The organism is Haliscomenobacter sp., assembly GCF_033763495.1.
GTDB lineage: Bacteria > Bacteroidota > Bacteroidia > Chitinophagales > Saprospiraceae > Haliscomenobacter.
Genome location: NZ_JANRKL010000185.1, coordinates 16548 through 32386, shown reverse-complemented (window position 1 = coordinate 32386; position 15839 = coordinate 16548). Strand labels below are relative to the sequence as shown.

Annotated in this window: 10 protein-coding genes and 2 pseudogenes; 9 read left to right on the top strand and 3 right to left on the bottom strand. The window is 46.8% G+C overall.

Annotation, left to right across the window (positions count from 1 at the left end; translation table 11 throughout):
- Nucleotides 1-701 precede the first annotated feature (701 nt).
- Nucleotides 702-1112 (top strand): DUF2614 family zinc ribbon-containing protein, encoded by a 411-nt coding sequence (locus SFV55_RS30270; protein WP_413776726.1) that lies wholly within the window; start codon nucleotides 702-704, stop codon nucleotides 1110-1112.
- 543 nt (nucleotides 1113-1655) lie between these two features.
- Here the strand turns inward: SFV55_RS30270 and SFV55_RS30265 are convergent.
- Nucleotides 1656-4157 (bottom strand): annotated as a pseudogene (locus SFV55_RS30265) (putative Ig domain-containing protein); the annotation flags it as partial.
- 243 nt (nucleotides 4158-4400) lie between these two features.
- On the opposite strand from SFV55_RS30265, the gene SFV55_RS20540 reads away from it, so the two are divergent.
- The 6 genes from SFV55_RS20540 (at nucleotide 4401) to SFV55_RS20515 (ending at nucleotide 10569) form a co-directional block, all read left to right on the top strand.
- On the top strand, nucleotides 4401-4700 hold the full coding sequence (locus SFV55_RS20540) for a hypothetical protein (protein ID WP_320031426.1): 300 nt from the start codon (nucleotides 4401-4403) through the stop codon (nucleotides 4698-4700).
- A gap of 6 nt (nucleotides 4701-4706) precedes the next feature.
- Entirely contained in the window at nucleotides 4707-5696 is a 990-nt protein-coding gene (locus SFV55_RS20535) for a Gfo/Idh/MocA family oxidoreductase (protein ID WP_320031425.1), read from the top strand.
- Nucleotides 5697-5755: 59 nt separating this feature from the next.
- Nucleotides 5756-6682: a hypothetical protein gene (locus SFV55_RS20530; RefSeq protein ID WP_320031424.1), complete on the top strand. Its 927-nt coding sequence runs from the start codon at nucleotides 5756-5758 to the stop codon at nucleotides 6680-6682.
- Complete coding sequence (locus tag SFV55_RS20525; RefSeq protein ID WP_320031423.1) at nucleotides 6618-8120, top strand: sugar transferase; 1503 nt, start codon at nucleotides 6618-6620, stop codon at nucleotides 8118-8120. Before SFV55_RS20530 ends, SFV55_RS20525 begins: the two co-directional genes overlap by 65 nt.
- A gap of 252 nt (nucleotides 8121-8372) precedes the next feature.
- Entirely contained in the window at nucleotides 8373-8786 is a 414-nt protein-coding gene (locus SFV55_RS20520; protein WP_320031422.1) for a BrxA/BrxB family bacilliredoxin, read from the top strand.
- A gap of 154 nt (nucleotides 8787-8940) precedes the next feature.
- A complete protein-coding gene (locus SFV55_RS20515) occupies nucleotides 8941-10569 on the top strand; it encodes a hypothetical protein (protein WP_320031421.1) in 1629 nt (542 codons plus the stop codon).
- A gap of 40 nt (nucleotides 10570-10609) precedes the next feature.
- Here SFV55_RS20515 and SFV55_RS30260 read toward each other — a convergent pair whose 3' ends face one another.
- Together SFV55_RS30260 and SFV55_RS30255 are read right to left on the bottom strand one after the other, a co-directional pair.
- Nucleotides 10610-11578 (bottom strand): glycoside hydrolase family 43 protein, encoded by a 969-nt coding sequence (locus SFV55_RS30260; RefSeq protein WP_413776725.1) that lies wholly within the window; start codon nucleotides 11576-11578, stop codon nucleotides 10610-10612.
- Nucleotides 11564-12583, bottom strand: a pseudogene (locus SFV55_RS30255) (family 43 glycosylhydrolase); the annotation flags it as partial. The gene SFV55_RS30260 and the pseudogene SFV55_RS30255, both read right to left, overlap by 15 nt.
- Before the next feature lie 169 nt (nucleotides 12584-12752).
- Between SFV55_RS30255 and SFV55_RS20505 the strand changes: the two are divergent.
- Together SFV55_RS20505 and SFV55_RS20500 are read left to right on the top strand one after the other, a co-directional pair.
- A complete protein-coding gene (locus tag SFV55_RS20505) occupies nucleotides 12753-13079 on the top strand; it encodes a hypothetical protein (RefSeq protein ID WP_320031419.1) in 327 nt (108 codons plus the stop codon).
- Between the two features lie 97 nt (nucleotides 13080-13176).
- Complete coding sequence (locus SFV55_RS20500) at nucleotides 13177-15837, top strand: DUF2309 domain-containing protein (protein ID WP_320031418.1); 2661 nt, start codon at nucleotides 13177-13179, stop codon at nucleotides 15835-15837.
- Nucleotides 15838-15839: the final 2 nt, after the last annotated feature.

Here is a 15839-nt window from a genome sequence, read left to right as displayed (position 1 = left end):
TCCCATGATCCTTCGTCGATGTCTGCAGCGCTAACTTGGGCATATCCGTTGGTGTAACCATTGGCATTGCTCAAAGTGATGTGCAAGTCATCATCACACTTCATTACAGGAGCAATCTTGTCCTTCACTTCGAATACAAAGCAGCAAGTTGAAGCATTGTAGCAACCATCGAAAGCGTCAATCACCATCAGGTGTTTGCCCACTGGAAGGCCGATCATCATGCCGTTCATCACTGCATATTCTACTTTATCCCAGCAAATGTCTTCTTTGTCACAAGCGCCCAATTGGTATTTTTCATGATCACCGCGCAGTTCGCTATTCGGCCTACGGGCATTATCACAAATAGGATCTTCTGGTCCTTCGTAAACCAAAATACCTTTTACATAACGATTTTGGGTATACACACTTACGCTTACACTACCTAATGTACAGTTGTCCTTAATGGTCACACCAAAAGCAGACTTGATGCCAGCAACCGTTACTGGAATCGCAGCAGTGCAATCCATTGGACCAGTCGAAATGTCGTATGGTGCTCCGTGGGCATACTCACAAGTAGGCGCTTTGAAATCACCGATTTTGATCAGGATGTGGAAAGTATCTACGATACCACCTGCACACCAATCAAATACATACAGTTCACGATCGATTTTAACACCTTTACCGCCACAGATGGGGAATTCAGTGTCTTTGATTGATACTGAATAGTTGCACTCAACCTCATCGATGTACAAACAACGTGGGTTGTCATCAGTGTTGAAGTAGCTGCATATATAAGGCGTTACGTCCTCCTTCTTGATCAGGCTCTTGTCGGGAGTACAAGAGTTGTACTCTACCACCTGATCGTAGTCGCCTTCTGGATTGGCCTTCTTGAATTCAAAATCATCAACATCTGGACGATAGAAGTGGATTTGCTGTGTATGGGTAGAACGCATGCCGTTACAATCTGTAGCTACCCACTCACGATAAATCGTAGCATAGATGTCGCCATTGTCTTCCATGTCTTTACAAGAGTAGAAAACTACCTTATCACTCCACTTCAGGGTTACCCGGCAACCACAGTCGCGGCAGTTGTCTCTGAAGTAAGCATAACCCAGGTTGCGGATGTTGTCTGAAACCAACATACCACTTGGCAGGCTACATGGACCTCCTACTACACTGTTTCCTTCAGCGTTGAGGATGGTTTGGCTGCTTGTTGGCGCGGACCGTGGAGAGCTAGTAGTGCCTACGTCGCCAATCGTCAACTTGTTGTTCAACACGTAGTTCACATCGTAGCATTGCAATCTGATATCCGCTGGAGGGCAGATCAACAAAGGTGCAGTTTTGTCCTCAGCCGTGATTTTACCCCAGCATGGGCTAAACACGAAGCATTTTTCGTATTCTGGCTTCAGCTTGACTACATAAGTATAAGTTCCTGCACAAGGGATGATGTTGCTATTGCTGCCACTAATAACCACTTCCAATGCATCGCGCAACACGCGGCCATTCTCACAACGATCGAAATCAATCACATGATTGGGCAATACTTCGAATTTGCAGTTGGCATCCAGACTTACATTCACTTGTTCCATACAAGCAAGGCAGGCCACTTCAGTAGGTGGTTCTACCGTAACTGTAACGTAGAAAGGTTCACCATCACAAGCTCCCGCCACACTGGTGGGCACTACGCGGTAAATGATGATTTGATCAACCTTAGAGGTATTGGTCAATAGGTCGTTGATGTATCTGCCAGCAGTAGGATTGAGGGATTCTCCATCAATGTTTGGATTGTTGTAAGCAACATCAGAGCCAACGCTGGCTACACTGTACCAACTGAATGTACTCTCCAAGTTACATTTGATCTGGTCTTGCAGGTCCACTCTAACCCTATTACAGCTGTAAATCGTCTTGGAGCGCGATTCTCCAACAGGTAAGGCGTGGATAACGAATTCAACATTGTCATCGGTGCCCTCGCAGCCATTGGCATCGGTGACGGAAGCACCGAAGTTGTAGGTACCCACTCCAAAACCCGTGAAGTCTACTTCAAAAACTCCATCGTCATCAATAACAATTCCAGCAGGGCCATTGCCAAATGAATTATCACAATTTTCATCTACATAAACCCGGGTATGCCCATAACTGATGGTATAGGGAGCCGTACCCCCTGTGATGCTAACAGTAACTTTAAGCGAGCTACCATCCCCTTCGCAAGAATTTGCAGGGCCAGTGATGGTAACAACTGGTGCGTCGGTTACGGCAATGCTAACCACAGTCTGTACCTCATTGCATTCATTCTCGGCAGTAATCGTATAATTGGTGGCCGCACTGGCCGCAGTAGGCGTACCACTGATGATACCGGTTTCTTCATCAAAATCCAAACCTGCAGGCAATGCCGGGCTGATGGAATAAGCAGTTGCCGTTCCACCAGTTAGTGTAGGGATATTGGGTTCGATGGCTGTATTTGCACAGTATACCGCTGGGTCGTCTGAATAGGACAAATCTTCCAATTCTGAAGAAATGACCAGTTGGATCAGCATACTGGTGTGGCTGGTGCCACAGTAGGCATTATTGGTGATGATCCGCCGGAAATAATAAGTCCCGGGCGTATTGTAATCATCAGGCCAGTTATCATAATTTTTGTCGTTAGCTTGATCCGCATCAATCCCCGCTACAAAAGGACCGTTAGGAGAAGAAGAATATTGCCAGGCGAAGGTTTCACCTCCGCTAGGTTCATTACCATTAATGACACCAAACAAGGTGGCAATAGGGTTACCCAATTCATCCTCACAAAGCCCTAAATTGTTGATAATCGCTAATCCAAAACCAATGTTGTTGGCAGTTGGTGAAACGAGCAGGTTCCTTGGGGTACTTGAACCACAAGCATTATTGGCTACTACGCTGATGTTGCCGATCTGGAGCAATGCACCAGAAGTAACCGTAATCGAAGTAGTTTCTTGTCCAGCAGTAATCTGCCAGCCACCCGGAACTGACCAGGTATAACTGGTCGCTCCCGGAACTGCAGCAATAGAGTACACCAGTCCAGATGTATTGTCACAAACACTTGTACCACCAGTAATGGCACCAGGTTGAGCTGGGCCATCATCTACTACAAAACTATCGGTATTGTTGCTAGGTATTGCACAACCCAACAAATTGATGGTAATGGTCGTATTGCCATCATTGTTCAAATTTCCAGTGGTAAAAGAACCAGTGCCACCAGCGAAGGTAACGGTGGCATTGTTGTTGCTTGATGTATTTGCTCCAGAAATGCTGTATACCACACTATAAGTACCATCTGGTACCGAATTAGAACTCAGCACCACCGTAGCAGGGCCATCTTCACAAACGGGTTCCGTTACGGCTACGGAGAAGTTGGAAACGGTCAGGCCACAGGTCCAACTTACTACCACACGGCCGTCGCCACCATCACCAGAGTCACTGAAATTGCTTTCAGACATCCCGCCGCCGCCGCCGCCAGGGGCGAAGCCATTTTGCGCATCGCCATTAAAAACATCATTACCGCCATCGCCGCCGTCTCCGGGTTGATCAGTTCCCGCACCAACGTTACCATTGCCGCCAGCTTGGCCACCAGCACCGGGATCACTGCTGGTACCTGCCGCGCCATGACCGCCATTGTTGGAGTCGGTTGCAGCACCGCCGCCACCACCGCCAGCGTCATCACCGCCGCCAGCCACAGAACCACCACCATTGCCGCCCGAGAAAGCACCAAGGGTTGGGGTACAGGCACTGGCCTGGCCGCCCTGGCCGCCCGTAAGCCCAGTTCCAGTACTACCGCCCACAGCAATAACTTCCACTCCAAAACTGGAGCTTCCGCCATTGTTGCCAGGGCTACCACCATCACCAACCGTAACGGTATAACTTGCGCCAGGCGTAACAGCAAAGGTTTTGGTGGCAAAAGCACCACCACCACCACCACGGTTGGCACTAGAGCCTCCAGCGCCACCAGCGCCAGCACCCCAGGCTTTTACCGTGATACTGGTCACGTCAGTAGGTACTACAAAAGTGCCGCTTGAATTGAAAGTTTGAGATTGTGCATTGAGGTTTGTTACTAAACCACAATAGGCAAGAATCAACAAGGGGATACTCTGTAAGAGTTGAGATGGAAGTTTGGCCCAAAAGAACGGACTCTTTCCACCGGGAAAGGTGTAAAATTTTTTCATTTAGGTCGTCGTATTTAGTGTGTCCGAAAAAAATGTAAAGCAACAATGAACAAATTGTAAAAGCCGCTAATCGGCTAAAAAACAATGCGGTTTGGCGCAAATTAAAGAAAAATTTACGGGTTCAGGAAAAATTTAGGGCAAAAATTAGTCTGAAAACAAGCATAGCACTAAATGCTGAGGTTTTCGGGATAAAATCCATTTTCCATTACCTTTGTCCGATTATCTTTCATCAAAAAGAAGCAAATGGTTACCGTTCTGTTGGCTTTGGTCTTGGCGCTTTTTGCTGCCATGCTTTTTCTGAATGTCTACTTTCGGGTCAAGGTATTTAAGGTGTACAAAGTCCTGGTGCAAAACCGGGTTGAATTTGGAGCTGCCCACCTGTTCAATAGGCAAAAAATGGAAGAGGAGGTCATTTCCCGCTACCCACACATGCGGGAGCCTATTTTGGCTTTTGTCAACCACATTCAGTATTCTATGCGGATGGCCACTGTACTCATTTTTTTAATCACCCTTTTTGGTGCTATTCTGATGTATTTCAAATAATTCGCTATGCTAAAAATAGGTGTATTAGGCACGGGCCACTTGGGAAAAATCCATTTAAAATGTATCCAACTGGCCGTAGAAAGTTATGAACTAGTCGGTTTCTACGACCCTAACCCCCTGATGGCCCAAACTGTGGCCGAACAATTCCAACTCAAAGCTTTTGATTCGGTAGAAGCCCTCATCCGGGCTGTAGACGTGGTGGACATTGTTACGCCTACCACCACCCATTACGAGTTGGCTTTAAAAGCAATTCAAGCGGGTAAACACGTTTTTATTGAAAAACCGCTCACCCATACCATTGCTGAAGCCGAGGAGCTCATTCGTTTGAGTAAAACGCAGGGCGTTCAGGTGCAGGTAGGACACGTAGAACGCTTCAACCCGGCGTTTTTGGCCCTGGAAGACATGCCCCTCAACCCTATGTTCATCGAAGCTCATCGCCTGGCTGCTTTCAACCCCAGAGGTACAGATGTATCCGTGGTACTCGATTTGATGATTCACGACCTGGACATTGTTTTGAGTATGGTTGACGCGGTGCCGACCAAAGTAAGCGCAAATGGAGTTGCGGTGGTGAGCGAAACGCCAGATATTGCGAACGCGCGCATCGAGTTTGACAATGGCTGTGTAGCGAACCTTACCGCCAGCCGCATCTCCATGAAACAAATGCGCAAGGTGCGTTTCTTTCAACGCGATGCCTACATCAGCCTGGACTTTCTGGACAAAAATGCGCAGGTGGTGCGTCTTTATGACCAGGATGCTCCCAATTTGCCACAAGAGGCAAACCTGCTGGAATGGCACACCCCACAAGGTATAAAAATGCTGCACATTGATATGCCACCCATCGAATCGGTCAATTCCATCAAAATGGAGCTGGAGTCGTTTGCCCAAAGTATCCTCCACCAAACTACACCAAAGGTGAGCATTGAGGATGGGTATCAGGCGCTGAAGCTGGCGTATGAAATTATTGCAGAGATTGATCGGGGGCCCTGGAGGGTTTAGAATACCTGAAGACTTTACATAAGCCTAAACATTTGATCACATAGTCTTAACCTCAAAAAATGATTACTCAGGGAAAAAAGCCTGATTTTGCAGCCCGAATCTGGAGCCAGGTTGCCACCTGGGTTTTGTTGTTGTGGGGAGTGAGCGCCTGTGAACTGATCAACCCGGAGGAAGAAATCCCTGCATACATCTGGGTCGCTCCTTTTGAGGTACAAACCAATGGGGCAACCCAAGGTACTGCTTCCGCCAAGATCACCGAAGTGTGGGTGAGTGTGGATGATGCATTTTTCGGGGTTTATCCATTGCCCGCAAAAATTCCCATCCTCAAAACCGGAAACAGCAAAATCAAGCTGGAGGCTGGAGTCAAAGACAATGGCATCAGCACTACGCCAGAGATTTATCCTTTTTTTCAGGCTTTGGAGTACAATATCACACTAAAAGCCAATGAAATAGACAGCATTCGGCCCAAAGTCACTTACCGTAGTGGCATCCGTTTTGCTTTTTTAGAAAATTTTGAAAACAATTCACACGTTTTCCAAACCCTGGTCACTGGCAATGAGTCTAATCGCATAAGCATTACCAAGGAAGGAGCTTTTGAAGGCAGTGGATCTGGTCTTATTCAACTAAGTACTCAATATCCGGCTGTAGAGCTTGCTACCCGCAATACCTACACTGGCCTGCTGGCTAAAGGGACGGCAGTGTATCTGGAACTCAATTACAAAGCCGAGGTTCCACTACTCGTAGGGATTATTGCGTACAAAGCCGGCAACCTGAACGCAGGGGGGCAAATCCTGTACGCAGCGGGTTTTAATGCCAGTGAAAACTGGAATAAAATTTATTTTAACCTAAGCCGGGTAGTTGCAGACAGCAGATTGGACGAATACCAGATCATACTTAAAACAGAAATACCCAAAACCGCCGATGGTACAATCAATCGATCCAACGCGAAAATCTGGCTTGACAACGTCAAACTCGTCCACTTCTAAAGTTGACTACCTTACCACAACCCGCATTCGCAGGCGCCATACCCTGGTGTATAAGTTTGCCGATTTTTTGTCAGCAATGGTTGCTTGGGCACTTTTTTTCAGCTATCGCAAGGTATTCGTAGAAAGTGGCACTTTTCCAGCCGATGTAGTGGCTGATGAAAATTTTTGGTACGGTAGCGTGTTGATTCCAGTGGGTTGGGTAGCGTTTTATTCCATTTTTGATCAATACAAAGACATTTATCACCTGTCGAGGATGTCCACGCTGGCGCGAACGCTTTTTTTGAGTTTTTTTGGCGCAGTTTTTCTGTTTTTTGCAGTCATCCTCGATGATGTCATCATTAGTTACCGGACCTATTACACTTCTTTTTTCACTCTTTTTACCCTTCATTTTTTAATTACGGCAACCGTCAGGATGATCATCCTGACTCGTGCCAGCAAACGCCTCAAGTCGGGCGCAGTCAGTTTTAATACCCTGATCATCGGTGGAAAAACCAGCGCGCTTGAGCTTTATCAAGATTTGATTACCCGCCAAAAAAGCCTGGGCTACAAACTATTGGGTTTTATTGATACCAATGTGCAAAACAGTTCCCCTTTGCGCAAACATTTACCCAAATTGGGCTATGTGAATACCATTCCAACGGTGGTCCGGGATTGTAATATAGAAGAGGTGATCATTGCCATGGAGGAAAGTGAGCACAGCCGCATTCGAGAGATTCTTAATACCTTGTTTGAGTTCAGCCCCCCTGTACAAGTCAACATCATTCCCGACATGTACGACATCATGCTGGGGACCGTAAAAATGAACCACGTTTATGGTGCGGTATTGATTCAAATCCGCCAGGATCTTTTGGCCAACTGGCAGGTCATCATCAAACGGATGATTGATTTGGTGGCTTCTTCCTTGTTTTTGCTGTTTTTTGCCCCGCTGTATGCCTATATCGCGCTGCGGGTAAAACTATCTTCACAAGGCCCAGTTTTTTATCGGCAGGAGCGGGTTGGCATCAATGGCAAGCCATTTTTTATCATTAAATTCCGCTCCATGTACACCGATGCGGAAAACCAGGGCCCACAATTGTCGCAGGATGGCGACAACCGGGTGACTGCCTGGGGGGCCATCATGCGCAAATACCGGCTGGACGAACTGCCACAATTCTGGAATGTGCTGCGTGGGGAAATGTCCCTGGTTGGCCCACGTCCCGAACGCCAATTCTACATCGATCAGATTATACCCCGGGCACCACATTACAAACATTTGCTCAAAGTACGCCCCGGCATCACTTCCTGGGGCCAGGTTAAATACGGTTACGCTTCCAATGTTGACCAAATGATTCAGCGCCTGAAATTCGATTTGTTGTACATCGAAAACATGTCGCTCGCCCTCGATTTTAAAATCCTGTTTTATACGGTTTTGGTATTGCTCCAAGGAAAAGGGAAGTAAGCGAATAGTGAAAAGTGAAAAGCGGGTACACCAGTTGTTTTCAACTGCTTCCCATTTTTTGATGCTTAAAAATTTGGAGGATAGCCAAATCCCTAAATTTTCACTATTCACTTTTCGCTTTTCACTTTTCGCTTTTCACTTTCTTTTCTGAACCAAACCTTCCTTTCGAGTGTATATACTTTCAAATCCGCACAAAGCATTACCTTTGCTGCGGTATCATTTTTTTTACAAAAACAACATAACCGACACGATATGTATCCAATCGAGATTGTAGCGCCAATGTCGCAGGACTTGACAGCCTTTGGGTTCAAAAGCTTAGCTACTCCAGAACAAGTTATTGAGGCATTGGATCAAACAACGGGCACCACTATGATTGTGGTGAATTCTGTATGTGGCTGTGCGGCAGCAAATGCCCGCCCGGGTGCGAAAATGGCCCTGCAGGGTGCAAAAAAACCTGACAACCTGGTGACCGTGTTCGCTGGCGTTGACCAGGCTGCTACAGCCAAAGCACGTGAATACCTGCTGCCTTATCCACCTTCTTCTCCTTCGATTGCCTTGTTTAAAGATGGCAAATTGGTTCACTTCCTGGAAAGACACCACATTGAAGGACGCTCTGCTGAGATTATTGCAGAGAATTTGAAAATGGCTTTTGAGAGATATTGTTAGATGATATAGAGACGCAGGGACTTGCGTCTCTATATTTCCCTGTAAAGCCTCAAGATATTTTTCCCCTAAATCACTCTTTGGTGCTGACCACTTTGCACCTAATTCTTAAATTCCACTGATCGCCAAGTCAATCCTGTACCAAAACAAAACCGTCATGGGATACTTTGGAACAAATGAAGCCCTGCCTGCAACTACCGCATTCAGGGCGGGACCCTGGACTGGTGTTTACGAGGCGGGAAAACTTCGTTACTTGAGTCTCGGCAACGTTGAAGTGTTGCGCATGATTTATCCCGCCATTCGCGATCCGCACTGGCGTACTGCCCCGGCGGAAATCCTTAGCGAAAAAATCCAGATTGAAGCCCAATCCTTCTTGATAGAATACACCGCCCGCTACCAATTGGAAGCAGTGGATTTTCAGGCAGAATACGTGTTTCGGGGCGATGCGGAAGGGCACCTGAGTGTAAGCATGGATGGCGAAGCGCTGGGCAATTTCCAACGCAACCGCATTGGTCTTTGTGTCCTCCACCCCATCGATACTTGTGCGGGGAAACCTGTATCCATCATTCATCCTGATGGCAGCCATGAAGCCTCAACTTTTCCCGACTTAATCAGCCCACATCAGCCTTTCATCGGAGTACAAGGCATGGAGTGGAGCCCAGCCCCAGGTCTGCACGTACAACTCTTTTTTGAAGGGGATATTTTTGAAACGGAAGACCAACGCAACTGGACGGACAGCTCCTACAAAACCTATAGCACCCCCTTGTCGATTCCGTTTCCGGTAAAGGTACAAAAGGGGGAAAAGATGCGGCAAAAGCTGACCCTACAAGTCCAGTCCGATGCCCTGGCGACAGATGAACCAGTACAGATGGGAGTAAAAGTTTTGGAACAAACTTATGCCTTCCCCAAACTGGGAACAGACTGGAACCCCAACATCACGGCGAATACACCAGCATTGTCGTTGGATTTTTTGAACCTGTTGTTGAAGCTGGAGGAGCCAAACTGGGCTGAAAAACTGGCTGCCGCCCTGCAGACTGCCCAACAGCGAAACGCAAAACTGGGGCTCAGTGTAGCATTACATTCAATAGCGGATTTTTCCCCCTTGATCCAAGCATTGGCTCCCCTTGCCGACCAAATTCTACAACTTTGTATCCTGTCGGCAACTGATCCGGTACCTGCGGCAGCCTTGATGGAAGCAGCTTACAAGGAGTTGAAAGGCCATTTCCCCCAAATGCCCATTGGTTTAGGTACCGACGGCTACTTCACCCAACTCAATCGCAATCGCCCTCAAACCGCAGCTTTTGATTTTGTACAGTTTTCACCCAACCCCCAGGTACACGCTTTTGACACCCGCAGCATCATCGAAAACCTGAGCGCCCAGCGGGATATTGTATGCACTATCCAAAGTTTTGCCCCTGGTAAAGCCATCCATGTTGTGCCCATCACTTTGCGGACGCGCTACAATCCCAATCCGGCGGATGCCATCGACCATCGTCAACACAGCCTCCTGATCGCGGCCTGGACTTTGTTGAGCATCAAATACTTCGCTCCCTGTGCAGTCCTAAGTTTTTTTGAATGGGTAGGTAAAAAAGGGATTTTACCTGAAGAAGGTACTTCCCCTCTGGCTGATTATTGGCAACAAATTGCTGAATTTCAACCAGTATACATTGTGGATACCCACTCCAGTGATCCACTGAAAAAGGATTTATTGCTATTGGAAAACGGGCGAAAGGAGCGATTGGGTTTTGAAGTGGATTTTGAGACAGGAGAAATTCGGATAAACTAACCCAATTCTACCCGTCTCAAAATCAAAAGACCTTTCGCGGTCATTTCAATTTTCGCTTTACCCCTTCAAAGGTCATTTTTACGTCCTTGATGGTGCCATCTGGATTAAAAAGCAGGCGGTCAATGCACACTACCCGGTGATCTCTATCAAAATTAGGGATAGGGCGACGGTGATAAACCATGTACCATTCATCGGTATTGGGAATATTGATGACCGAATGGTGCCCGGCACCCGTAGCAATGTTTTCATCGGCTTTTAAAATGGTTCCGATCTTTTTGAAAGGCCCCATTACCCCATCGGCAATGGCATAGGCTACTTTGTAGGTGCCATTGGTCCAGCCGCCTTCCGACCACATGAGGTGATATTTTCCATTGCGGATAAACATCGTCGGGCCTTCCACATATCCTTCGGGCGTAATTTCTTTGACCAAATCGCCATTGGGGAAAGGGATTAAAGCCGTAAAATCAGCATTGAGTTTACCAATGTTGCAATGCCCCCAGCCGCCGTAAATGATGTAATACTGCTTGTCTTTGTCCTGAAAAACAAACTGGTCAATGGGCTGCGCTTTATTGTAAAAATGATTGATCAGGGGTTTGCCCAAATAATCGCGATAGGGTCCTTCCGGCCGATCGGCCACAGCTATGCCAATGCCACCCAGGGTATCGTCTTTCACTTTGTTTCTTTCGGCGCTCTGGATGTCATTGGCTGAAAAAAACAGGAAATATTGCTTGTTCTTTTCAACAATCGAGGGGGCCCACATGGCCATATTGGCCCATTTGATTGCGCTGGTGTCGAGAATCCTGGCATGCTTTTTCCAATTTACGAGGTCTTTGGAAGAAAAAGCATCCAAAAAAACCTGGGCTTTGTATTTTGCTGAAAAAGTGGGGAATATCCAGTATTTGTTGCCCAAAATCACCCCTTCCGGGTCGGCATACCAGCCTTCAAAAATGGGGTTTTGGGGTGATTTGGCTTTTGAACTAACCTGGGTTTGCCCAGAGGGTATAGCCAGCGCTTCCTGCTCTTTTACCGGAGTACCAAAGTTGGGCGTGCCATCGGCATTCCAGCTGAACTTTTGCATTCTGGGCGAACGGAAATTGCCACACCCTTGGCCTGGTTTTGAATTTGCATGGTACAAAATCCAGTCTTCTTTGCCATCGGGCGATTTGAAAAATGAATTGTGACCGGGGGCAAAAACCCCATTTTCAGGCGAAGCTTTAAAAACAGGCTGAGAGGATTTGGTCCAGCTTTTGGCATTGAGCAAGTCCGCGTTTTTATCCGCACTCAGCATGCCCAGTGCATAAAAATCGGTCCAGCAACCACTGGCCGAATAGATGATGAACAGTTTGTCCCCGTGCTTCAAAATTTGTGGCCCTTCGTTGACATTGACATGGCTGGGGTTGCCCTGCAAATCGCCGTGTTTTTCCCAATCGAAGTCCGAACCGGAAAGCATAACCCTTGGCCCATCAATCGTCCAGGGGGTTTTCATTTTTGCAATGTAAATGTTTTGCTGCACGTTGACATCCCCTTCCCAGCCCGACCAGATCATGTACAATTGGCCATTGTGCTCAAAGACATCGCCATCGATGGCCCATTTGTCGCTGGCGTCGGCTACTTTTCCTTTAAAGTCCCAATTGCCTTGCATGGGGTCAGGGGAGGCATTTTCCAGTACATACATGCGGTGATGGTTGTTGTCGCCATCGTCAGCAGCAAAATACATGTACCATTTGCCCTGGATAAAATGAATCTCTGGCGCCCAGATTTCTTTGGAATACAAGGTGCCAGGCGGAGGAGTCCAGATGATTTTTGCCTGTGCTGTTTTGAGATTAGCCAGGTTCCTGGTTTTCCAAATGCCCAATCGATTGCCCATGGTATGAGTATAGTAGTAGTAGCCGTCTTTGTAAAAGCTGTAAGGGTCGGCACCGGAGGGCAGCAAGGGATTTGTAAAGGTTTCCTGGGCAATGCCAGTGAAAATCAGGCTAAAAAATAGCACTAAGAACAAAAGGAATTTTTTCATTGCGGTGTGAATATTTCATGCGGAGGCAAGATATATTCATTGTGTAAATTTTTTCATCTACTGGTAGTATATCCTAAAAATGGTGCGTTGATTTTTGATTCGACATGGTACCTCAGTTTTCAGAAAAAATTGCTATTTTTGTTCAAAACACCAAAAATATTTCTATTTAATGAGGCAATTCTTTCCATTTTTTTTCCTACTGGTCATCAGTTTAAATGTGCTTGTTCCTTTATTGGAACAGTTGCAGGGAAAAGATTGGTATGAATTAGCTGAACTTAAAGTCGATGATGTCGACGAAGAAAGCGAAAAAGAAACTGAAAAAGAAAGCGAAAAAGAAGAACATGAAAAAGAAGCTACCCTTCCTGTTTCGGATAGCCATTCTATAAAAGGATATGCTTTTGAGCTTCTCTGTTTAAAAAAAGGCTTATTTCCGCCAAATCCATTGCCAAATTCTGATTTATTCACTATTTCCCCCGACTTGCCTCCCGAAGTGTAATCCATTTCCTCTCATTTCTTTTTAGAGATCGATTTTATTCATTCGGAAGCCCATCGGCTTTAGCGAGTTTTGTATTACGTTTTGCAACAGTGAAATAATGAGAAACAAAGCAATGTTTTGGAAGGCAGACATCATGCCAACACAACAATCGGCATCCCAACCTTCCACCGCGTCCACTCAGCCTGCAAATTTAACCCAGGAGAATGCCCAGCACCCACAGTATACAAAAGGTACCCAGCAATTCGACCTACAGCATTTGTTGCATGAATTGAAACACTACCTGCCCGGGCAATCCGCGCTGAAAGATTTTATTCACCATAATTCGCTGCACGCCTACCAGCATCTCAAATTTTATCCAGCCATTTTTAAGGCTTCCAGCATTTTTGGCTACCAGGTTACCCTACAATTGGCGGAATACCGGCAACTGTTACAAAATGGTCGAATCAGAATGAATATCCTGGAGCAAGTGATTCGGCAAAAGAAGGGAGCAAGTGAACTGGAGACCTGGAAGTTCAATATGCTCGAACAAACTTACGATACAAATCGCCGACCACGCATCGGCCAACTGCGGGAACAATGGAAGCACCAATTCGGTCTGGACATAGATGCTCTGGTGCAGCCCCTTTTGTTCAGAATATTGTGTAGTTATCTGGATCAGGGCATTTCATTGTGGTCATTTCCTACCGATGGGAACCTAGGATTTTTGGCTGCCATCAAAACATTGGAAAGCAATGGGTACTCCAGTTTTTTCAAAACGGCTAAAGCCAGACAACTGCTTTTGCAAGACCAATGTAGCATTCCACAATTGTTGGAAATGGTGGTAGGCAATGCCGCCTATTACGAACAATATGTATTTGATCAACAGTTCAGCCATCAGGGTTGGTCTGGCATCGTCGCTGCGGTGGAAGACAAACCTGAAGCACTGCTTGACCAGAGGATCATTTCCCTTCAGGATTTGATCACTTTTGAATTGTTGCTGGAAATTGATGCATTAGAAGCGCAGTTGGGTCGCAATTGGTCCCCCCTTTGTACCCGGGTCCAGCAGCCACCCCTGGAATTGTTTGCAGCGGTGGAGAACACCGAAATACAAGAGGTATTTGCACTTTGGCAAGATGCTTTTGAATGGGATTATTACGATCAGGTGCTGGCAGGTCTGGCCAAAGGGCAGGACCATCATTCCCATAATGCCATCGAAAAAAGCTTTCAGGCCATCTTTTGCATTGATGAACGGGAATGTTCCTTACGTAGACACGTCGAAAAGATCGACCCAGCGTGTGAAACCCTGGGCGCCCCAGGCTTTTTTGGTGTAGAATTTTTCTTTCAGCCTGAAAACGGTCAATTTTATGAAAAGCTTTGCCCGGCTCCGGTTACTCCAAAATATTTAATCAAAGAGTTTGGGACAAACCAACACCGCAAGCATGAATGGTTATACACCCGCCAAACCCATACCTTGTTGCCAGGTTTTGCCCTTACACTAGGCTTGGGCATATGGGCAGGAATCCGGACTTTTTCCAATCTCTTTTGGCCCAAAATGAGCCCTGCTATTTCCAATGCCTTTGCGCACATGAACGAAGCAGCTCAACTGAGCATCGAAAACAAAAGTGTGACTGATCGGGAAAATGGACTACAAATCGGTTTTACCATCGAAGAGATGACTACCCGGGTGGAAGCCCAGTTGAGGGGAATGGGACTGATCAAAAATTTTGCGCCAATTGTATACGTGATAGCCCACGGATCGAGTAGTGCCAACAACCCGCACCATGGTGCTCACGATTGTGGTGCTTGCAGTGGCCGGCCAGGGTCCGTAAACGCCCGGGTATTTGCCTTTATGGCGAATCACCCCGAAGTCAGATCAAACTTATCGCATAAAGGCATTGACATACCAGGCTCGACCCAGTTTATTGGAGGCTTACACGATACTGCTGCCGATGAAATCCACTTTTTTGACACTCAAACCCTTAGCGCAGAGAACATTCCCCTTCACCAACAACATGCACAGCGTTTTGAACAAGCTCTGGATTTGAATGCCAAGGAACGCTCTCGCCGCTTTGCATCGATCAATACCAAAATGCCGATCAAGAAGATTCGCAAAGCAATCAAGGACCGTTCGGTTTCCCTCTTTGAACCGAGGCCCGAATTAGGCCACGGTACCAATACCCTTTGTATTGTGGGTCGACGGGATTTAAGCAAAGGTTTATTTTTGGATCGGCGTGCTTTTTTGAACTCTTACGATTACCGCAGCGACCCGGAAGGCCATTTGTTGCCAGGGATCATGCGCCCTTTGGGCCCGGTATGTGGGGGGATCAATCTGGAGTACTACTTTTCCAGGGTAGACAATTATCGACTGGGGGCGGGCACCAAATTGCCCCATAATGTCATGGGCTTATTCGGTGTAGCCAATAGCAGTGATGGAGATTTGCGCCCTGGTTTACCATTGCAAATGATCGAAGTACATGACCCGGTCAGGCTTCTCATCATGGTTGAACATTTTCCAGAAATTGTGCTCAAAACGATCCAATCCGCCCCGGAAATGTACGAGTGGTACATCAATGAATGGGTTCATCTGGTAGCGATACACCCTGAAAGCAAGCAGTTTTATTCGTTTCAGAACGGGGAATTTAAGCTCTACCGGCCATTAACCAGTGGTGTTTCTTCGGCCGGGGATTTTGATACCCTGATGGAAACTGCACCAGAGATGGAAACCAACCAGATTGCAGATGCAACGTTGGAGAATTTGCCTGTTTTTACCCTAAACTAATC